15 protein-coding genes are annotated in these 21,702 nt (G+C 62.9%); 3 read left to right on the forward strand and 12 right to left on the reverse strand.

All coding sequences use genetic code 11. From position 1 onward, the window contains the following. Positions 1-50 precede the first annotated feature (50 nt). Positions 51-4,448 carry an endo-alpha-N-acetylgalactosaminidase family protein gene (locus AC1RJY_RS00310; protein WP_498600869.1) on the forward strand — a complete coding sequence of 1,466 codons (4,398 nt, stop codon included), beginning with the start codon at positions 51-53 and terminating at the stop codon, positions 4,446-4,448. A 66-nt stretch (positions 4,449-4,514) separates the two neighbouring features. On the opposite strand, the gene hutI is transcribed toward AC1RJY_RS00310, so the two are convergent. The 4 genes from hutI to tdh form a co-directional block, all read right to left on the reverse strand. Next, complete coding sequence (gene hutI / locus AC1RJY_RS00315; protein WP_498600871.1) at positions 4,515-5,744, reverse strand: imidazolonepropionase; 1,230 nt, start codon at positions 5,742-5,744, stop codon at positions 4,515-4,517. A gap of 11 nt (positions 5,745-5,755) precedes the next feature. Continuing rightward, a complete protein-coding gene (locus AC1RJY_RS00320; RefSeq protein WP_498600873.1) occupies positions 5,756-6,853 on the reverse strand; it encodes an NAD(P)/FAD-dependent oxidoreductase in 1,098 nt (365 codons plus the stop codon). A 285-nt stretch (positions 6,854-7,138) separates the two neighbouring features. After that, positions 7,139-8,332 (reverse strand): glycine C-acetyltransferase, encoded by a 1,194-nt coding sequence (locus tag AC1RJY_RS00325; RefSeq protein WP_210064304.1) that lies wholly within the window; start codon positions 8,330-8,332, stop codon positions 7,139-7,141. Between the two features lie 78 nt (positions 8,333-8,410). After that, positions 8,411-9,457, reverse strand: a complete 1,047-nt coding sequence (tdh, locus tag AC1RJY_RS00330; RefSeq protein ID WP_498600875.1) for an L-threonine 3-dehydrogenase — start codon at positions 9,455-9,457, stop codon at positions 8,411-8,413. Positions 9,458-9,564: 107 nt separating this feature from the next. Here tdh and AC1RJY_RS00335 point away from each other — a divergent pair, with 107 nt between their 5' ends. Then, a complete protein-coding gene (locus AC1RJY_RS00335; protein WP_498600877.1) occupies positions 9,565-10,482 on the forward strand; it encodes a LysR family transcriptional regulator in 918 nt (305 codons plus the stop codon). A gap of 11 nt (positions 10,483-10,493) precedes the next feature. Here AC1RJY_RS00335 and AC1RJY_RS00340 read toward each other — a convergent pair whose 3' ends face one another. The 5 genes from AC1RJY_RS00340 to AC1RJY_RS00360 form a co-directional block, all read right to left on the reverse strand. Then, on the reverse strand, positions 10,494-11,687 hold the full coding sequence (locus AC1RJY_RS00340; protein ID WP_210064306.1) for a Gfo/Idh/MocA family protein: 1,194 nt from the start codon (positions 11,685-11,687) through the stop codon (positions 10,494-10,496). 17 nt (positions 11,688-11,704) lie between these two features. Next, positions 11,705-12,757 carry a LacI family DNA-binding transcriptional regulator gene (locus AC1RJY_RS00345; protein ID WP_498600879.1) on the reverse strand — a complete coding sequence of 351 codons (1,053 nt, stop codon included), beginning with the start codon at positions 12,755-12,757 and terminating at the stop codon, positions 11,705-11,707. Positions 12,758-12,813: 56 nt separating this feature from the next. Then, on the reverse strand, positions 12,814-14,472 hold the full coding sequence (locus tag AC1RJY_RS00350) for a type 2 periplasmic-binding domain-containing protein (protein ID WP_011774176.1): 1,659 nt from the start codon (positions 14,470-14,472) through the stop codon (positions 12,814-12,816). 66 nt (positions 14,473-14,538) lie between these two features. Continuing rightward, on the reverse strand, positions 14,539-15,462 hold the full coding sequence (locus AC1RJY_RS00355) for a carbohydrate ABC transporter permease (protein WP_498600881.1): 924 nt from the start codon (positions 15,460-15,462) through the stop codon (positions 14,539-14,541). 41 nt (positions 15,463-15,503) lie between these two features. After that, on the reverse strand, positions 15,504-16,538 hold the full coding sequence (locus AC1RJY_RS00360; RefSeq protein WP_498600883.1) for an ABC transporter permease: 1,035 nt from the start codon (positions 16,536-16,538) through the stop codon (positions 15,504-15,506). 409 nt (positions 16,539-16,947) lie between these two features. Between AC1RJY_RS00360 and AC1RJY_RS00365 the strand changes: the two genes are divergently transcribed. Beyond that, on the forward strand, positions 16,948-17,961 hold the full coding sequence (locus AC1RJY_RS00365) for a formylglycine-generating enzyme family protein (RefSeq protein WP_498600885.1): 1,014 nt from the start codon (positions 16,948-16,950) through the stop codon (positions 17,959-17,961). Here the strand turns inward: AC1RJY_RS00365 and AC1RJY_RS00370 are convergent. From AC1RJY_RS00370 to gatA, 3 genes are all read right to left on the reverse strand, one after another. Further along, positions 17,958-18,515 (reverse strand): DUF5666 domain-containing protein, encoded by a 558-nt coding sequence (locus AC1RJY_RS00370; protein ID WP_011774172.1) that lies wholly within the window; start codon positions 18,513-18,515, stop codon positions 17,958-17,960. The genes AC1RJY_RS00365 and AC1RJY_RS00370 overlap by 4 nt on opposite strands. A 107-nt stretch (positions 18,516-18,622) precedes the next feature. Continuing rightward, on the reverse strand, positions 18,623-20,131 hold the full coding sequence (gene gatB / locus AC1RJY_RS00375) for an Asp-tRNA(Asn)/Glu-tRNA(Gln) amidotransferase subunit GatB (protein ID WP_011774171.1): 1,509 nt from the start codon (positions 20,129-20,131) through the stop codon (positions 18,623-18,625). Further along, a complete protein-coding gene (gene gatA, locus AC1RJY_RS00380; protein ID WP_498600886.1) occupies positions 20,131-21,699 on the reverse strand; it encodes an Asp-tRNA(Asn)/Glu-tRNA(Gln) amidotransferase subunit GatA in 1,569 nt (522 codons plus the stop codon). The genes gatB and gatA overlap by 1 nt, the downstream gene beginning before the upstream one ends. Positions 21,700-21,702: the final 3 nt, after the last annotated feature.

The raw sequence follows: 21,702 nt of genomic DNA on the forward strand, positions 1-21,702 counted from the left end.
ACCGCAAGAACATGATTGCTAATAGCTTGGAAAAATCAAGAAGGAGCATAATGCCCCGCTTGTCATCCCCCGGACGCCTCGCCTCGTTGAGTTTGGCCTGCGTCGTCGCCTCATCCTCGTTGGGCCTGTTGGCCATTCCGCCCGCTGCCGCAGCCCCGTCCACCCAACCGGCAGATATCGTCAGCGCCGCCGACACTGCCACCATCACGTCGGGCGACCTCCGCGTTGACGTCGGCACCACGTTCCCACAAGTCCTCGGCTACACCGACGCTGCAAGCAAAGCCCGCCTCGACGGCACCACCACCCGGCTGAGCACCATCACGCTCAACGGCACGGAGTACACAGTCTCCGGAACATCCGCCGCCTCCGGGAAAGACGCAAGGGATTACGTCCTTACCCTTCCCGACTTCGGCAACACCGTGATCAAGGCCCGGCTGTCAGTGAAGAAGAACGTGGTCTCCTTCAACATTACGGAAATCAAGGACTCAGCGGAGCACCAGGTCAGGACCCTGCAACTCCCCCGGTTGAACCTGGTGACCGTGGGCTCCACGCAGCCAGGATCCCAGGTGTCCACGGCCAACCTTTCCGTGGACCGGAGCGTGACGGGAGACGAGTTCACGCCGATCACGGCGTCCACTCCTTTGGATGCCGCTGCCAAGAGTTCGGCCTACGCGCTGGCCAACACTGCAACCCTGGGTGCCGCTGTCGAATCCAATGCCCTTTACGACACGTCCTCCGGCCCCGGCGCAAAGGACCGCGGCCGCTTCTGGCGCCAGGCAGTCAGTGACGGAGCCGGCGGGGTGAACATGGGGCTTGCCAGCGGCCAATGGCTCTACCGTGCCGAAGGGTCCACCACCACCGAGGAACTGCCCTGGACGCGCGTCGCCATCACCTCTGACGCCAACAACGACGGCGGTGTGGACTGGCAAGACGCCGCGATAGCAATGAGGTCCATCCAGGTCAGCCCCAACAAGGGTGAACAGACCCCGGACAATGTGATCACCCACATCCCGTTCAACTTCGCCTCGCAGGCAACCCACCCGTTCCTCCGCACTCTTGATGACGTGAAGCGCATCTCCCTGGCCACCGACGGGCTCGGACAAGTAGCCATGCTCAAGGGCTACACCAGCGAGGGACACGACTCCGCCAACACGGACTACGGCAACAACTTCAACACCCGCGCAGGCGGCCTCGAGGACCTGAATACGCTGGTCAAGGAGGGCAAGGAATGGAACGCCAGCTTCGGTGTCCACATCAACGCCACCGAGATCTACCCTGAAGCCAAGTCCTTCAGCGAAGACCTCCTTCGAGCCGATAAGGGCCTGGGCTGGAACTGGCTGGACCAGTCCTACTACATGAACCAGCGCGAGGACATTAACTCCGGCAAACTCGCCCAGCGCATCAAGGAACTCCGCGAATCCACCGACAAGAACCTGGACTTCGTCTACGTGGACGTCTACTACGAGTTCGGCTGGCTCGCCGAACGGCTACAGCAGGAACTGGTGAAGAACGGGTTCCGGGTGGGCTCCGAATGGGCTGACCACCTCTCGCGGAACAACACCTGGTCCCACTGGGCCAACGACGAAAAATACGGCGGCTCCACCAACAAGGGCATCAACTCACAGATCCTGCGCTTCATCAACAACACACAGTCAGACGTCTGGAACCCGGACCCGAAGCTCGGCGTAAGCCACATCGTGGAGTTCGAAGGCTGGACCGGCCAGAACGACTTCAATGCTTTCAGCGAGAACGTCTGGACCGCCAACGTGCCGGCCAAGTTCCTCCAGCACCACCCCATCACCAAGTGGACTGCCGAGCGGATCGAGCTCGCCGATGGTGTGGCCGTCACCGGGAACACCGCCGAAGGCCGCAACATCACCGTAGGCGGAACATCCGTGCTGCAGGGTGGAACCTACCTCTTGCCGTGGTCCTCCAAAGAAAACGGCAAGGTTGACAAGCTCTACCACTACAACCCCACCGGTGGCGCCAGCACCTGGACGCTTACTCAGGAGTTCCCCAAGTCCAGTTCGCTGGAACAGTTCAAGCTGACCGACAACGGACGCGTGAAGGTGGCCGACGTCCCCGTGGTCAACGGACAGGTCACCGTCACCGCGGACGCCAAACAGCCCTACATCCTTGCTCCCAAGAACAACAAGGCAGAGCTGCCCAAGAAGGCCGACTTCGGCGAAGGCACGGCCTTCAACGACCCCGGCTTTAACGGCACCGACCTTTCCCCGTGGAACCCCGCCGGCCCCGTCACCCAAGTCCGCGACGACAAAGGCCGCCGCTTCGCCGAGATGGGGGCAACGCCGTCGTCGATCAGCCAGGACGTGCAGCTCGACGCCGGAACCCAATCCGTGAGCGCCTGGATTGAAATCCAACCGGGCAAGACGCGGCCCACCACGCTCTCCGTCGACATCGACGGCAAGACCGAAAGCGTCACCATCGATTCGTCCAACGCCGAAAACTACGTGGCCGGCGACGAGAAGCACGGGACCGCATTCCAGCGTGTACGGGTGCTGGTGGACGTGCCGCGGAACAATACCAAGGCCACTGTTACTGTCCAAGCGGCCGACGGCGACGCCACCGTACGCGTGGATGACTTCCGGGCGGTGAAAACCACCCGGGTGCCAACCACCGGAGTCTTGAGCGAAGACTTCGAAAACGTGGACCAAGGCTGGGGGCCCTTCGTGAAGGGCGACGCCGGAGGTTCCACGGACCCGCGGACGCACATCACCGAACGCCACGAACCGTTCACCCAGAAAGGTTGGGACGCCAACGTCATCGACGAAGTGCTCGACGGAACCTGGTCGCTGATCGCGCACGACGAAAACCGCGCTCCCAATGGCGGACCGGGCATGGTCTACCGCACCACCGAGGCATCCGTGCCGTTCCAAGCCGGCCACAAGTACAAAGTGTCCTTCGACTACCAGAACTCCAAAGCCGGGCAGTACGCCTGGGTATCCGGCTACGACTCACAAGCAGGACCGGCAGTGACGGGCAGCCAGGCAATCGAAGCGAAAACCTCCACCACACGGTTCGAGCAGATCCTGGACACCGGCTTCTGCGGAGACTACTTTGTGGGACTGCAGCGCACGGGCAGCTCGAACGGTTCTGATTTCACCTTGGACAACTTCCTGGTAGAAGACCTGGGCGCCTCGGAAGCCGTCCCGGCCTGTGCCCAACTCTCGGCAGAACTTCAGGGCGACGTAGTCCAGCAGGGCAAGGCCCAGGATTTCGTCACCACGTTCGTTTCCGACGAACCTGCCGCCATCTCCGGTCTGGCCGTTGCTCTGGAACTGCCGGAAGGTTGGACGGCAACTCCTTCCACGTCTGCAACCGCTCCGACACTGCCCGCCGGAGGAACCCTCACCACCACGTGGAAGATCACCGCACCGGCTTCCGCTGACGGTGACTACCCCATCACCGCCAAGGCCAGCTACACCGTTGCTTCGTCAGGCATCGATCCGGCCGGCAGCCGAACCATCAGCACCACCACCACCGTGCGGACGCTGCCCAAGCCGCCGCAGGCCACAGTGTTCGCCAGCGACCACCCCTGGGTCAGCGCCACGAACGGCTGGGGGCCTGTTGAAAAGGACCAATCCAACGGCGGAACCGGGGCCGGCGACGGAACACCGCTCACCCTGAACGGAACCGTCTACGCCAAGGGCCTCGGCGCCCACGCCAACGGTACTGTCCGCTACTACCTCGGCGGCTACTGCACCGCCTTCACAGCAACAGTGGGAATTGATGACGCCCAGCCGACGCGGGGCAGCGTGAAGTTCTCCGTGGTAGCCGACGGCACAACCAAGGTCACCACCCCGGTACTCGGAGCGACCAGCGCTCCCCTGCCACTCACCGTGGACGTCACCGGCGCCCAGTACGTTGAACTGGTAGCCAACGACGCCGGCGACTCCAATGGCAACGACCACGCCGACTGGGCCGATGCCAAGTTCACCTGTTCGTCCACCTCGCAGGAACCTCCGGCACCGGTCCTCGCCGGCACCGTCTTCGCTTCGGACCTGCCATGGATCGGCAGCACCAACGGCTGGGGCCCAGCCGAACGGGACCGGGCCAATGGTGAGCAAAACGCCGGTGACGGACCAGCACTGCGGCTCGACGGCGTCGTATATTCCAAAGGCATAGGAGTCCACGCCGACTCGAAAATCAGCATCGCCACCGAGGCCAAGTGCACCGCCTTCACCGCCGTGGCGGGAGTGGACGACGCCAAGCTGAACAAGGGCCTGCACGGATCCGTGGTGTTCATCGTCAAGGGTGATGGCCGTGAACTGCTCCGGACTCCCGTTCTCAGCGCCGACTCAGCCGCACTCCCCCTCAACGTGGACATCACCGGTGTCCAAAACGTCGAGCTGATCGCTGACAAGAACGGCGACGACGCTGGCGACGACTGGGGCGACTGGGCGGACGCGAAGTTCAGCTGCGCATAGTCCATCTTTCCCTCAGTAAAGAAGGGCGGCGTTCCCACCGGAACGCCGCCCTTCTCTAGTGCTTTCTTAGACGACGCGCACGCCAGCCCGCCACACAGAACCCGTCAGCGGGATCCCGGGACGGTACGCCAAGTGCGTGGCCGACGGCGCCTTGAGCATGTGCAGGTCTGCGCGATGTCCGACGGCGAGCGAACCCACCGCCCGCTCGCCGTCGACGTCGTTCCCCGACTCCCTGCCCAACGCCAAAGCGCCGCCGTACGTCGCCGCACGGACGGCCTCGTGGACGCTCAAGTGCATCTGGAGCACAGCAGTGGTCACGCAGAACGCCATGGAACTGGTGTACGACGTCCCCGGGTTGCAGTTGGCAGCCAGTGCGATCTGCACGCCGGCGTCGATCAATTCACGGCCCGGGGCAAGGGGCTGGCGGGTGGACAGATCGCACGCGGGAAGGCACGTAGCCACCGTGCCTTTGATGCCCGCTCCCGTTGCAGGGTCCCAGCCAGCCCAGGTCCCCGCGAGCGCTAGGACGTCCTTGTCCGACAGGTAGTTCACATGGTCCACGCTCGCAGCCGCAAACTCCACGGCCAATGCCACACCGGGCCCCTCGCCCAACTGGTTGCCGTGGACCCGCAGCCCCAGGCCGGCGTCGCGCGCAGCCCTAAGGACCCGACGCGACTGATCCTCCGTGAAGGCGCCGCGCTCGCAGAACACGTCCGCCCAGCGGACGTGCGGCAGGACGGCGTCGAGCATGGGGCCGCACACCAGATCGGTGTACTCCTCCGGATCGGAGCCGTCGGGGACCAGGTGGGCGCCCAGATACGTGACCTCGTCCACTTCAGCTGCGGCGATACGGGCGCTGCGGGCCTCGTTCTCCACGTCCAACCCGTAGCCGGTCTTGCTCTCCAAGTACGTGGTTCCCTGCGAGACCGCCTCGGCCACGCGGTCCCGCACCAGGCGGGTAAGTTCGTCGTCGCTGACACTGCGCGTGGCGCCCGTGGTGACGGCGATGCCGCCGGCACTGTAGCTTTCGCCGGCCATGCGTGCCTCGAACTCGGCCGTGCGGTCTCCGGCGAACACCAGGTGCGAGTGTGAATCCACCCAGCCGGGCAGGACGGCGCGGCCCTGGGCATCGATGTTCTCATCAGCCGCGGGGGCGTCCTTACTGGACCCCAACCACGCGATGCGCTCTCCTTCGATCACAATGGCGGCATCCTTCAGGACCCGATGCTCCATGTCCTGGGTCATCAGTTCGCCGATGTTGGTAATCAAGGTGCTGGCAGAATTGGTTGCGCTCATGACCCTATTGTTCAGCGCCGAATGGACCAGCGTACGGCCGCGAGCTGCTCCGCTGTCCGGGATTCCGGACTGTCGGCATTTACCTCGCCGAGGATCAGGGCGGCCGCAAGCTCGGCAATGGCTGAAGACGTTTGGAAACCGTAGCCGCCTTGACCGGCGAGCCAGAAGAAGCCGGGTGCTTCGGCGTCGAAACCCACAACGGGGATTCCGTCCGCGGCTTCGGTCCGAAGGCCGGTCCAAGCGCGGTCCACGGATCGGATGCCCAGCGATGTTACGGCGTTGAGCTTGTTGATCAGCGCCTCCACATCACCTGGGTAGGGTTTCGCGTCCTCCGCGCCGCTGGGCACGGTTTCCGACGGCGATATCAGCACCTGGTTGCCCTCGGCGCGGAAGTAGAACGTATCGTCGGCAGCGCACACCATGGGCGTTTCCGGGGTCAACGGGTTCTCGACGTTTACGATCGCGGCGGTCCGCCGATAGGGTTGCAGGCCCAGCTTCTCCACGCCGCTGATGACAGCCAGTTCATCGGCCCACGCACCTGCCGCATTGACCACGACGCCGGACTGGAGGCCCTCGGTTCCGGCGCCCAGCTGCCAGCCACTCCCCAGCCGTTGGGCCGAGTGAACTTTGGCCCCGGTGATGATGTCCACACCTGCAGCTTCCGCGGATTGCCGGTGTTCCTCAAGCAACAGGGGCGCGTTGCAGCCGAAGGAACCGTTGTCCAGCCCTGCTGCAGCGAATGACTCGGGATTCAGGGCCGGACACAGTTGCATGGCTTCATCGTGGGAGATGGGGTGCATGTTTCCGCTGGCCTCTGCACGCACGGTTTCCTCGTCGCCCACCAGCATGAAGCCTCGCCGCGTCAGAATTGGTTCTGTTGCCTGGGCATCCCTTTCGGCCAGCATTTCCAATGTCCGGATAGTCAGGTTCTGCACCACGGCCGGGCCGTAACTGGGGATCAGCTGCCGGGCCGAGCGAGAGGAAGTGTGAAAGGCCAATGACTGCTCAGCCTCGACCAGGGCCACGCTGCACTTACCCGCCAGGGCCGCCGCCAAAGACAGACCGCCAATGCCGCCGCCAACGATTACTACGTCATAATTCGAAGCCATGGCTCCATCCTGTCAGACCCGGGTAGCCGCGGACAGGCTCCACCCCGCCACACCCTCTCTCACATAACCACCCCCAAACACCAACCCTCTCTCACATAACCACCCCTTAAACACCAACCCTCTCTCACATAACCACCCCCAAACACCAACCCTCTCTCACATAACCACCCCCAAACACCAACCCTCTCTCACTTCCCTTAGGGAAGTGAGAGAGGGCCGGCCGGAAGCCCGAGGGACGTGAGAGAGGGCCGGCCCGAAACCCGAGGGACGTGAGAGAGGGTTGGGCTAGGCGACCGCGGCGCGACTCTTGACGAACGCCTGAACGCAGGCTTCGACGTCGTCCGCGCTGTGCGCAGCGGAAAGCTGCACGCGGATCCGGGCCACGCCCTTCGGCACTACCGGGAAACTGAAGGCCGTGACGAAGACGCCGTTGTTGAGCATCTCGTCCGCGACTTGTGCAGCGACCACGGCATCACCGAACATCACGGGGATGATGGCGTGCTCGCCGTCGAGGAGCTCAAAGCCTTCCTCGCTCATGCGGCGACGGAACAGCGCTGCATTCTCGAACAAGCGGGTCCGCAGCTCGCCGGATTCCTGCACGAGCTCGATCGCCTTGATAGTGGCCGCAACAATGGCCGGGGCAAGCGAGTTGGAGAACAGGTACGGGCGGGCCTTCTGGCGAAGCATCGCCACGATCTCACCGCGACCGGAGACGTAACCACCCGAAGCGCCGCCGAGGGCCTTGCCGAAAGTGCCGGTGTAGATGTCCACGCGCTCAGAAACGCCGGCGTGCTCCGGAGTGCCAGCGCCGGTAGGGCCCATGAAGCCGACAGCGTGGGAGTCGTCCACCATGACCAGGGCGTCGTGCTTCTCGGCGAGGTCGCAGATGGCTTCAAGCGGGGCCAGGTAGCCGTCCATGGAGAAGACACCGTCCGTGACGATGATCTTCCGGCGGGACCCCTCAGCCTCAACCAGCTTGGCTTCGAGATCGGCCATGTCCTGGTTGGCGTAACGGAAGCGCTTAGCCTTGCTGAGGCGGATGCCGTCGATGATGGAGGCGTGGTTCAGGGAGTCCGAGATGATGGCGTCTTCGGGGCCGAACAGGGACTCGAACACGCCACCGTTGGCGTCGAAGCAGCTGGAGAAGAGGATGGTGTCCTCGGTACCCAGGAATTTAGAGACGCGGGTCTCCAGTTCAAGGTGCAGGTCCTGGGTGCCGCAGATGAAGCGTACGGACGCCATGCCGAAGCCACGCTCGTCCATGGCGGACTTGGCGGCGGCGATGATGTCCGGGTGGTCGGCCAGGCCCAGGTAGTTATTGGCGCAGAAGTTCAAGACCTTGTTGGCCGGCTGGCCGAGCTGCCCGGCTGCGATGTGGCTTGCCTGTGGAGAATCGATGTGGCGTTCGGTCTTGAAGAGGCCGGCGCTCCGGATCTCGTCGAGTTCGCCCTGCAGTTGGTCTTTGATGGCTGAGTACATGGGTGCTCCTAAAGTTTTTCGGGGGTCCGGTTGCAGTTCGGTCCGGTTACAGTTCGGTCCGGTTACAGTTCGGTCCGGTTACAGTTCGGTCCAGTCGAGGACCACTTTGCCGCCGGTGCCGCTACGGGCGATTTCGAAGCCCTTTTCCCAGTCGGCTGCGGACAGCTTGTCGGTGACGACGGCGGAGATGCTGCGGTGCAGTACGGGATTGGAGGACAGCATGGCGCTCATGGCGTACCAGGTCTCGAACATTTCACGGCCGTAGATGCCCTTGAGCGTGAGCATATGGGTGACAACCTTGCCCCAATCGATGTCGATGGATTGGCTGGGAAGGCCGAGCATGGCGATGCGGCCGCCGTGGTTCATGTTGTCGATCATCTCAGGCAGTGCCGTGGGGTGTCCCGACATTTCCAGTCCGATGTCGAAACCTTCGCGCATGCCCAATTCCTGCTGTGCTTCGCGGACGCGCATCTTGGACACGTCCACAGCGAGGTCAATGCCCATCTGGCGGGCCAGTTCCAGGCGCGGAGCGGACACGTCCGTGATGGCGATTTTGCGGGCACCCGCGTGTCGGGCGACGGCAATGGCCATCAGTCCGATGGGACCTGCTCCCGTGATCAGTACGTCTTCGCCGACCAGCGGGAAGCTCAGTGCGGTGTGGACAGCGTTACCGAAGGGGTCGAAGATGGCGCCGAGTTCCGGGGTGACGGACTCATCGTGGTGGACCCAGACATTGGTTTCCGGGATGACGACGTATTCGGCGAAGGCACCGTCGCGCTGCACGCCGACGGAGACGGTGTGGATGCACATCTGGCGGCGTCCTGCACGGCAGTTGCGGCAGATTCCACAGACCACGTGTCCTTCGCCGGAGACCCTGTCCCCTACTTTGACGTCGCGGACGTCCTCGCCGATTTCCACTACTTCGCCATAGAATTCGTGGCCGGCAATGAGGGGCGTTTCGATGATGCCTTGGGCCCAGGCGTCCCAGCTTTGGATGTGGAGGTCGGTGCCGCAGATGCCGGTGGTCATCACACGGATTTTGACGTCGCTGGGGCCCGCTTCGGGCTCGGGACGTTCGACGAGTTCGAACCCTGCGTGCGGTCCGGATTTGTAGAGAGCCTTCATGGAATTCCTCACTGCTGGGGCTGCTTCGCTGCTGCTGAGTCCATTAGAGCCCCGCCAACGATTTAGCACAACTAGATTCTTCTCAATCAACGATTTAGGATTTGCTAATGGAAATTCATCAGTTGCAGATGCTCCGTGAGCTCGGAGACTTAGGAAGCGTCAAGGCCGTCGCTGAAACACTGATGGTGACCCCCTCGGCAGTTTCGCAACAGCTCGCCCTGCTGCAGAAGTCCGTTGACGTGCCGTTGACGCGTAAAGAAGGCCGGGCACTGGTGCTCACGGATGCAGGCCGCGTCCTCGCTGAGGCGGGGGCCGCCGTCGTGAACGCCATGGCAGATGCCCGGGCGGCGATCGGCGCCTATCACGACGCTCCCGACGCGCCGGTCAGCGTGAGCGCCTTCCACAGTGCCGGGCAGGCGCTGTTTGCGCCGTTGGCGGCGCTGTTGGCGTCCGACGGCGGGAAGTCGCCACGCCTTCGACTCTCCGATGAGGACGTGGCCCAGGAAGATTTTCCGGGGTTGGCCGCCCGGTACGACCTCGTGCTGGCACACCGCATGGACAACAGCCCGACCTGGCCTGGGGACAAAGTAGCGGTGATTCCTCTCGCCGACGAGCCGTTAGACATCGCGCTCCCCGCGGCTCACCCGCTGGCATCCCGGCGCGAACTGGAGCCGTCCGACGTCGTGGATGAGCCGTGGGTGACCAGCCGCGATGGCTACTCGCCCGCGGACGTCCTTGCCGCCGTCGTTGCCGTGAGCGGACGGCCCGCAGAAGTGCTGCACCGCATCAACGACTATTCCACCGTGGCGGCGCTGGTATCTGCCGGTGCCGCGATCGGGCTATTGCCGCGCTTCACGGCCCGCCGTGTACTGGACGCCGGCGTGGTTTTGCGTCCACTTTCCGGGGTGAATTCGGTGCGCAAGATCGACATCCTGGCCCGGCCCGAGACGCTAAAACGGAAATCGGTCATGACGGTTTGCGAGTCACTTCAAACCGTCATGACCGAGCTTTCCTCACCCCGCTGACCCGCAAACGGTTAGTCGCGGACCAGGGCGGGCTGGCCGGCGTCGAAGTACTCCACGAGTTCGGCGGGGAGCTCTGGAACCTCACGCGCGGAGCCGTCACCGCGCAGCGATTCCGCCGCGAGGATACCGGCCACCACTGCCTGACGTGCGGCGATGGGGCTGGTCTGGGTCTGACCGCCTTCAGACGCGAAGCGGAGGAACTCCTCGATCAAGCGGGGGTCGGCACCGCCGTGGCCGCCTTCGCCGTCCTGGATGGTGATGACCTCGTCCGGCGCTGCATAACCCGACGTCCGGCTGGTCCACACATTGATGGTTTCGCCCGGCCCGTCGCCAAGGTTCTCAATCCGGCCCTTGGTGCCGATGACGGTGTAGTTGCGCCAGTAGTCGGGTGTGAAGTGACACTGCTGGTAGGAGGCCAGGACACCGTTGTCCAGGACCATGTTCATCATGGAGATATCCTCGACGTCGATCACCTCCGCAAGGTCCTTCTGTTCCATCGGCGGCCAGTTGTCCATGGAGAACCAGTCCCCCATGCGCTTGCCGGTGTTGTTGCTTCGGTTATTCACGTCACCGTAGACAGCAAGATCACCGACGGCGGCAACCCGCTTGGTGTATCCACCGGCCAACCAATGGATCACGTCGATGTCGTGGGCGCCCTTTTGGAGGAGAAGCGACGTGACGTTGGCGCGCTGGGCATGCCAGTCCTTGAAGTAGTAGTCACCGCCGTGGCCGACGAAATGGCGGCACCAGACCGCTTTGACCTCGCCGATCCTGCCGTCCTCGATCAATTGGCGCATCTGGACCACCACAGGCATGTGGCGCATGTTGTGGCCAACGTACAAACGAGTGCCCGTTTCGTATGCCGTGGTCAGGATCAGGTCCGCGGCCTCCACTGTGATGTCCAGTGGCTTCTCACAGAAGGTGGGGATGCCTGCCATGAGCGTTCGGACCGCGACGGCGGCGTGCTGGTTGTCGGGCGTCAGGACCAACACCGCATCGATCCCGCTGGTCAGCAGTTCTTCCAGGTCCCCCGTAACGCGCGCCGACGGAATGCGTTCTGCGGCGTCTGCCCGGCCGCGTTCACTTAGGTCACAAACAATGGTGACCTCCGAGCCTTGGCCCGGCTTATGGGCGTGCTTCCACAGCCCTGAACGCAGGCCGAAACCCACGATGCCGACCTTCAAATCCTTTTCCATGGTGTGCAATTTCCTTCTGCTGTTTCCTAATAGAGCCTGGTTGCGGCGCTGCGGTGCGGCGCCGATTCACGCACGAACAAATGCCAAGGGAAGTCAAGAACGCCGGGTTCAACTGCTGCCGCGTGGCCGGCCTGACCCGTTGCCCTACGCAGGAGCAGCCTGGCGAGTTTGTCGAAGAAATCAACGGGACCCACGGTGCTGAGGGAAGGCGACATCCGCGCACCCTCCACCGTGTTGCCCACACCGATGATGTCCACATCCGTACCCACTGCGAGGCCAAGGCGCTGGGCGGCGTTGATGGCGCTGACCGCGGCGTAATCCGTAGTGGCATAGATGGCCGTGGGACGGTCCGGCATGCTCAGCACCCGGGTTGCCGCGGCGTACGCCCCTGCACTGGTGCCATCGAACAAGCCCACATAGTCGTCCCGCTCCGGGACTTTCGCCGCGGCCAAGGCGTCGGAGTAAGCCAAGTACCGCGTCCCGCCGGAAGTGCCCGCGGCTGTTGCCGGGGTCAGGCAGGCGACCTTTCGGTGGCCGTGGAGCAAATGCTCCACGGCCATGCGGCAGCCGGGACCGGCGATGGAACGGATGACGTCAAAGCCGTCCGCTTGTACCTCTTCGTCAAAGACAACTAGTGTGGTTCCGTGCTCAGCGAGCTTGCGCAGGGCATCCCGCTGCTCAGGACGGACTGCATCCACGAACACAGCATCGGCATTGTGAGTGCCGAGTACTTTGACCCAATCGGCGTCACCCAAAATCATTGGGGTGATGCCCAGCGGAACGGCCGCCTTCTGCACGGCTTCGATGACGGACAGTGACCACGGATCGGACAGCATGGTCAGCGAGAGAATCACCGTGTTGGTGCGGCCCGTCCTGATCGCACGGGCCGCCTGGTTGGGGCGGTAGCCCAGCCGCTCGGCAGCTGCCTTGACCTTTTCCGCCGTCGGATCCGAAACGCCCGGTCCGCCATCGCCCCGGCGACCTGATAGCACGTAGGAAACCGTGGCCGTGGAGACGCCCGCCAGTTCGGCCACCATACGGATGGTTGGTCTGACTCCGGTGCTGCTCGCTTTTGCCATGGTTCCCCCTGCTGGTGTCCTTTGTATTTGCGCGTTGGTTCGTTGTTGGTTTGAGGCTAGCCTCTGAATACCGGCGCGTTGGGGTCCAACGCGGCCTGGTACTCATCGCGCATCTTGTCGCCGCCCTCGCTCTTCCAACGCTTCACCGCGTCCTTGAGCTCGTCGATCTTGGCGCGGCCAGTGATGATGTCCACCACCTTGTCGCGCAGCTGCTTGGTGATCTTGGCGCCCACCTTGGCATTGGTGTCCGAGTAGGAACCGTTGGTGGGGTTGCGCCACGCGAACTCGAGCAGCTTTTCTTCCTGCTGGCTGACGTACCGCGTGTCGTCGTCGAAACCCGGGTTGAAGATGACGTTTTCCGGGCTGGACATAATGTTCAACGCCGAGACCAGGCCGGGTGCGTTGGTGGTACCCGTCTCGGTGCGTGCCGGGTTGCCGGAGGCGTCGATGGTGTAGTCCTGGCCCAGCTCGCCGAAGTTCTTCTGCATGTACTCCACCGTGCCGAACGGCGCTGACAGGTAATTGATCAGCGAGAGCAGTTCGCGGATCTTGCCCTCTTCAGCCTTCTTGAACGGCGTGAAGCCTACGGTGCCGTAGCCCATGTCGTAGACGGGCTTGACCTTTCCGTCGGCACTGAACGGAATAAGGATGTCGAACTGCGTACCTTTGGCAAGGGCGCGGTAACCGCGGATGTCATGGGGTCCGGAGACAACCTGGGCTGCCACGCTGCCGTTGGCTACGCGCGAGCGGATATCCGTTGCTTTGGAATCCGGGTAGAAGACGCCCGCTGCAAACATCTTTGCCGTGAACTCCACGCCTGCCATATATTCGTCTGTTTCATAGAGGTGCGTGAGGGTGCGGTCCTTGTTGACGGCCCAGCTGTTGGGGGCGCCAAACCATTCGGTGACCATGTGGAGGGCATTGATATAGGCCGGTTCCAGGGCGTACTTCTGATCTCCCGGGCGCGTCAGCTCCTTGGCTTTCTCCAGGAATTCATCAGCACTTCCCGCCTCAAAGCCGCCCACCTGCGCCCACACGTCGTGGTTACCCACATACACCTGGCCGAACGGGGTGCTCGGGATGGGTGCGCCCCAGATCTTGCCGTTCACGACGGCGGTCTTCCAGGAATCGGGCTTCAGCGCCGCCAGGTTGGGGTACTCGAGCACGGCGTCACCGGAGAGGTACGGCGTCAGGTCCTGGAACTTGGCTTCGAGCATCGGACCGACGTTGGGGATGCCCTGGTTCGGCGGAACCCACATCATGTCCGGGAGATCGTTGCTGGCCAGGACGGTGGCGAACTTGGCCGGGTAGCCGTCCCCGATGTCTTCGGCGATCTGGAGTTCCAGGTCGCCGCCGAGTTTGGCATTGAGCCGCTGCCAGAAGGGGTTGTCGTGCAGGCCCGGGCTCATGGTGTCGAATGTTTCGGTCAGGCCGGTCACCTTGCCCTTGAGCGGCGGCGTCTTCACGGACTGCACAGCAGTGGGCAGCTTGAAGTAGCCGGCTTGGAGGCCCTTGGCGTTACCCGCGATGTCCGGGGTGAGGCCGGTGAATTCCTTATACGTGGGCAACTTGACCGAAGCGGAGGCAGCGGCGCCTCCGCTGCTCGCGGCTCCGCCGCCACCACAGGCGGACAAGCCTGCGGCGGTTACTGCCAGGCCTGCGAGGCCAAGGAAACCGCGGCGGCTGAATCCAGCCTGAGAGGTAGTGCTCGTCATGGCATAACCCTTTCTGGTTACTTGCTGAGTTTCTGGGTGTTGGGGCGTGTAAGTGTTGACTTGGGTCTAGCCCTTGACGGCGCCGGTGATGACGCCCTTGGCAAAGTGCTTCTGGAGGAACGGGTAGACCATCAAAATCGGGACGAGGGCTACTACCACCACTGCCATCTGGATGGACTGCGGCGGGGGCGTGGTGGTGATTCCCAGCTGGTCCGCTGCGCCGCTGCCCTGGACAACGAAGTTGCGGAGCAGCAACTGGATGGGCCACTTACTGTGATCGTTGATGTAGAGCAGGGCGTTGAAGAACGAGTTCCAGAAGCCGACGGCATAGAACAGCCCTACGACGGCGATCACGGCCTTGGACAGTGGCATCACGATGCGCCACAGGATTTGCCAGTCGTTGGCGCCGTCGATCCTGGCGCTTTCGATCAGTTCCCCCGGGATGTTCATGAAGAACGAGCGCATGACCACAAAGTTGAAAGCTCCGAAGATGCCGGGGAGGATCAGCGACCACAACGAGTCCAGCACGCCGAGTTGGCGGATCATCAGGAAGGACGGGATGAGGCCCGGCGCAAACAGGAGCGTGAACAGGACTGCGAGGATCACCGGCCGGCCAAACAGAACCGTGCGGCTGGTGGCGTAGGCCATGGTGATGGTCACGAACAGGGCCAGGATGGTGCCCACCGCGGTAACCAGCATGCTGACCCCGAGTGATTGCAGCACCATGGGGCCCTTGAAGATGGTGGCGTACGCCTCCAGGGTTGGACGTTCGGGCCAAAGCACAAAACCGCCGGCCTTTACGAGTTGCTCAGTGTCGGCTAGTGACGTGGAAACGACCAACAGAATGGGTGTCAGGATGGACAAACTGAACACGATCAGGACCACTGCTTTGACGGTCTGATACAGCGCGGAAGGCTTTTCCTTCCATACCGGGCGCTTGGGGTTGTACGTCAGTTCCCGGGGTTTCTTGGTGAAAAGTGTTGTTGCCATGGGATTCTCCTTGTGCGGCAGCCGCGCGGGCCATGTGGCTTTCAGCGCGCTTGTTTTGCGAAGATTCCGTCTTCGCCGAAGCGGTGGGCAAGTTTATTGGCGCCGTAGATCAGCAAGGCGCTGACAACGCCCTTGGCCAGGCCGGCTGCTGCGCCTGAGCTCCAGCCGCCTCCCACTACGCCGGTGTAGTAGGTGAAGGTGTCCAGCACCTCCGCGGCTCCGGCGCCTACGGCATCACGCTGCAGGATGAATTGCTCGAAGCCGACTGAGAGGATGTCGCCGATACGCAGGATCAGAAGGAGCACGATCACGGGTCTCAGACCGGGGAGGGTGATGTGCCACATCCGGCGCCAGCGTCCGGCACCGTCAGCCGCTGCAGCCTCGTAAAGCGAGGCGTCGATGCTGGCAAGGGCTGCCAGGAAGATGATCATTGCCCAGCCTGCGTCTTTCCAGATCATCTGGACCACCACCATGACCGGGAATGTTTCCGGGTTGGTCATGAAGGGAATGGGATCCATACCCCAGTCCCGGAGCAGGTTGTTGACGAAACCTGCACCGCCCAGCATCTGCTGGAAGAACGCGATGACCAGCACCCAGGAAAGGAAGTGCGGCAGGTAAGCGATGCTTTGGAATATTCGCCGGACCCGGGTGCTGATCAGTGAGTCCACAATCAGGGCCAACACCAGCGGCACCGGGAAAAGGAAGACCAACTGCCAGGCGGCCAGATAGAGAGTGTTCCAGAAAGCGTGGATGAAGTCCGGATTGCCGAACAGGTCCACAAAGTTCTGCCAGCCCACCCACAGGCTGTCCCCGATGCCCAGGTAAGGCTGGTAGTCCTGGAACGCGATGACGTTGCCCAGGATGGGGATGTAGAAGAAGAGCAGCAGGAAGGCTACACCCGGCAGCATCATGAGCAGCATCTGCTTGTCGCGTCGCAGACGGGACCGGAAACTCTGCTGCGGGACCTTGCTCTTCTTCCGTTTCTTCGGACCGGATCCGGAGGCGTTTCCACCCGGCGGGCCCTGGACTCGGCGAGCTTCGGGCAATGCCGGAGCCTGTTCCGTCGTCGAGTTCATGCTGTCTCCTCATGTGCTGAGCCAGGACCATCGTTGTGATCCAAACCACGCTCGTTAACCGTTTAACAAACCATAAGTGACCCGCATCTCTTTTTGCAAGAATATGATCGAAACTGAGCGCAGAAATCAGTTTTCATCATTCCCGGGATGGTGGCGGGACTCGATCGTGGTGAACAGGGCGTCCTGGGCTGGGTTGCTTGGCCCTCGCACCCGCTGCCACCAATCGCCCCCGTAACAACGGGAGCGCGCGGCCTAAAAGGGTGCGCCTCCTGGGAACAAGTGGCGCACAGAGTGGTAAAGGATGCGCCACTCACTAACCAAGGGTGCACCGGCAAGGTCGAGGCAACGTTAGGCACCCGACGCTCCCCCGATAAAGTACTAGCAGGTCCAATTCAGATAGAAGGTTGACATGGCAGATTGCTGTAGCCCGGGCGCTGGTGCCCGGGAACACTGGATGCCGGGGCTGAGGCTCCCCCTGCGAACGGTCAGCGATCATCCGGCGGCGAGCACCGCCGTCGAGCATTCCGCCCATGGTGCCGTGCCTCCAAAGGAGGCAAAGGACGCCGAGATTCCAGCGGGAACCTTCTCCATGGGTGATCCCTTCAATGAAGGCTACGACGGCGACGGCGAGTCCCCAGTGCACGAAGTATCCGTCTCGGCATTCCGGATCGGCGCCACCACCGTGACGAACCAGGAATTCGCTGAGTTCGTCGACGCCACCGGCTACCGCACCGAGTCGGAAACCTACGGAACATCCGCGGTGTTCCACCTTGCCGTGAAAGCAAACACGCACGACATCCTGAACCGGGTCAATAACGTCCCGTGGTGGCTCAACATTCGTGGAGCCGATTGGGCGCACCCTGCCGGACCACTCTCTAACTGGGCAGACATCCCCGACCACCCCGTCACCCATGTGTCGCACAACGATGCCCTGGCGTACTGCCAATGGGCGGGTCGCCGGCTACCCACCGAAGCTGAGTGGGAATACGCGGCCCGTGGCGGACTGTCCGGACAGCGCTACCCCTGGGGGAATGAACTCCACAACGATGCCCCAGGCGAGACCGCTCACAACTGCAACATCTGGCAAGGGGAATTCCCTTCCCGCAACACGATCGATGACGGCTACCTCACCACTGCGCCTGCCACGTCATTCCGCCCCAACGGCTACGGGCTGTACCAAACCAGCGGAAACGTCTGGGAGTGGTGCAGCGACTGGTTCCTGCCCAAGTATTACAAAACGTGCCACGCACAAGGAACGGTGGAGGACCCGCAGGGGCCAACCATCGGCCGCGGAAGGGTCATGCGCGGTGGTTCCTACCTCTGCCACGATTCTTACTGCAATCGCTACCGTCTCGCAGCGCGCAGCTCAAACACGCCGGACTCAGCCAGTGGCAACCTGGGCTTCAGGACCGTGGCGCTCTAGTTCTTGGGGCCGTGGCCCCTGTGCCCGTGGCCTTTCACGCCGGCCGGCAATTCGCCGGACACGATCTTGGCTGCGGCCACCGAATCGCCATCTTTGGTGCCGCTGACTCTAACCGTGTCGCCGGTCTTGAGGTCCGCAGCTGTGGCCGACGGCAGCGTGGGCTTACCCTTGCCGTTCCTGAGCTCCGACAGGTCTGCGGGAACGTTGGTGATCCGCGTATCCGCAGTCATCGAATAGCGTTGCGTGAAGCCGTCTTCGCTCTTCACAGTCATCTCGGTTTCGCTCACCGATTCGATGGTGCCGGTTTGCGTGACGACCGTGCGGTAGGTCCCGTCCTGCTGTTTCACGACGTGTTCGCCGTGGATAGCCTGGCCGCGGCCTTCGGTGGCCTTGGCTTTCGCCGATGCGGACGGGTTGGGTGACGCAGAAGAGCTCGACGGCGAGGGGCTGGGCTGGGTGCCCGCCCACACGGCGGCGGCCCCGCCGCCGGTCAATGCAACGGCGATCCCGCCGGCGAGAAGGCCTTTACGGAGGCCTGGTGTGAGGGTGGCCATGCATCCATTGTGCACCCCTCCCAACAAAAAGTAGCCCGCAGGTGTGGTTGTTCTGAGCTCTCAAAACAACCACAACTACGAGCTACTTGGGCGTCAAACTGCGGGACTTAGCCCTCGACGCCGAGCTTCTCCAGGATCAGTTCGCGAACGCGGCCAGCGTCAGCCTGGCCACGGGTGGCCTTCATGACTCCGCCAACAATCGCGCCAATGGCTTGGACCTTGCCGCCACGGATCTTCTCAGCGACGTCCGGCTGCGCAGCCAATGCAGCGTCGATGGCTTCCAGGAGCGGACCGTCGTCGGACACCACTGCGAGACCACGCTTCTCCACGATCTCAGCCGGAGTACCTTCGCCTGCGAGCACGCCGTCCAAGACCTGGGTTGCCATCTTGTTGTTGATCTTGCCGTCTTCAACCAGCTTGTTCAGCTCGACAATGACCTGCGGCGTGACACCGAGTTCGGAAGGATCGACGTCGGCAACCTTGGCACGGCCCACGATCTCACCCATCCACCACTTCCGGGCAACATCGGCGGACGCACCGGCTGCGATGGTTTCCTCGATGGAGTCCATGACACCTGCGTTGACGACGTCGCGGAATTCCAGATCCGAGTAGCCCCATGCTTCCTTGAGGCGCTTGCGGCGCTCGGCCGGCGGCTCGGGAAGGGTAGCCCGGAGTTCCTCCACCCACTCACGGGAGGCGACGACGGGAACCAGGTCAGGCTCCGGGAAGTAGCGGTAATCGTCAGCGTCGGACTTGGGCCGGCCCGACGTCGTCGAACGCGTGTCCTCGTGCCAGTGGCGCGTCTCCTGGATGACGGGCTCGCCGGAATCCAAGACGGCAGCGTGGCGCTGGATTTCGTAACGGACGGCATGTTCGACGGCACGCAGCGAGTTCACGTTTTTGGTCTCGGACCGGATACCGAACCGTTCCCGGCCGTGCGGGCGCAAGGAAACGTTGGCATCGCAACGGACGTTGCCGCGCTCCATCTTGGCATCGGAAACACCAAGGTTTTTCACGATCTCACGGATTGCCGCGACGTAGGCCTTGGCCAATTCAGGTGCACGGCTACCCGCGCCCTCGATCGGCTTGGTGACGATCTCAACCAGCGGCACACCTGACCGGTTGTAATCCACCAGAGAGTAGTCGGCACCCTGGATACGTCCAGCAGCACCACCCATGTGGGTCAGCTTTCCGGCGTCTTCTTCCATGTGGGCGCGTTCGATCTCCACGCGGAAGACCGTGCCATCCTCAAGCTCGATGTCAAGGTAACCGTCGTAGGCGATCGGCTCGTCGTACTGCGAGGTCTGGAAGTTCTTGGGGGTATCCGGGTAGAAGTAGTTCTTCCGGGCGAAGCGGCAGTACTCGGCGATCTTGCAGTTCAGGGCAAGGCCGATTTTGATGGAAGATTCCACAGCCGTCTTGTTCACCACCGGCAAGACACCAGGCATGCCCAAGTCGACCTCGTTGACGTTGGTGTTCGGCTCGTCACCGAAAACGTTCGGGGCAGAGGAGAACATTTTGGTCTTGGTGTTGAGCTCCACGTGGACCTCGAACCCCAGGACGGGATCGTACTTCTCCATGGCCTCTTCGAAGCTCAGGGTTGCGTCGACGGACATTAGTTGGAACCTCCGGCGGTGGTGGATACTGCACCGAGCACAGCAGTTTTCAGGTCCGGCGCCTGTGCAAGGATCGGGCCGCCCCACTTCTCTTCAAGGATGGATTCGAGCACAGCGCCCACGCGGTACAGGCGGGCATCCTGACGGGCAGGAGCCAGCAACTGGATGCCAACGGGCAAGCCGTCTTCGTCGGCCAAGCCACCCGGCAGGGACAGACCCGGGATACCGGCAAGGTTGGCCGGGATGGTGGCGACGTCGTTCAGGTACATCGCGAGCGGATCGTCCAGCTTCTCCCCCAGCTTGAACGCCGTGGTGGGCGCCGTGGGCGAGATCAGGACATCGGCCTTCGCGAACGCGGCGTCGAAGTCGCGCTGGATCAGCGTACGGACCTTCTGTGCCGAGCCGTAGTAAGCGTCGTAGTAGCCGGCGCTCAGTGCGTACGTGCCAAGGATGATGCGGCGCTTGACCTCATCGCCGAAGCCGGCGGCACGGGTTGCACCCATGACGCGCTCGATGGTCATGGGACCGTCCTTGGGCAGAACGCGCATGCCGAAGCGGACGCCGTCGAATTTGGCCAGGTTGCTGGACACCTCGGACGGCATGATCAGGTAATACGCACCCAAGGCGTACTTCAGGTTGGGGCAGGAAACCTCAACGATTTCAGCGCCGGCATCCTTGAGCAGCTGAAGGGATTCGTTGAAACGGTTCTCGACGCCGGCCTGGTAGCCCTCGCCGTGAAGCTCCTTGACGATGCCGATCTTCATTCCGACAACATTGCCCACGCGGGCAGCAGCAACAAGGTCATTGAACGGATCGGTCAGCGACGTGGAATCAAAGGGGTCGTGGCCGCCGATGACTTCCTGCAGCAGCGCCGAGTCCAGCACCGTACGGGAGACCGGACCGATCTGATCCAGCGACGACGCCATGGCAATGGCACCGTAACGGGAAACAGCACCGTACGTGGGCTTCACGCCAACAGTTCCAGTGACGGCACCCGGCTGGCGGATGGAGCCACCGGTATCCGTGCCAAGCGCCAACGGCGCTTCGAAAGCGGCGACGGCGGCAGCGGAGCCACCGCCCGAACCACCAGGAATCCGGTCCAGGTCCCACGGGTTCCGGGTGGGGCCGTATGCCGAGTGCTCGGTGGAGGAACCCATGGCGAATTCATCCAGGTTGGTCTTGCCCAGGATCGGCATCTTGGCCGCGCGCAGCTTCTTAACCACCGTGGCGTCATAGGGGCTGTGCCAGCCCTCAAGGATCTTCGAACCGGCCGTCGTCGGCTGGCCGATGGTGACGATGAGGTCCTTCACCGCAATCGGCACACCGGCGAGGGCGTGCAACTCTTCGGCGGCGGAACCGCCGGCAGCGCGGGCAGCGTCAACCTCGGCCGCAACAGCCAGAGCCTCTTCACTGTTCACGTGCAGGAAGGCATTAACCTGACCATCGACGTCGGCAATGCGGTCAAGGTGCGCTTGCGTCACCTCAACGGCGGTAACCTCGCGGGAAGCCAGCTTGGCCGCAAGATCGGCAGCGGAGTGGCGGATGAGTTCGTTCTTCAGCTCAGTCATAGT

The organism is Arthrobacter sp. GW822-FHT05G07 (genome assembly GCF_058799755.1).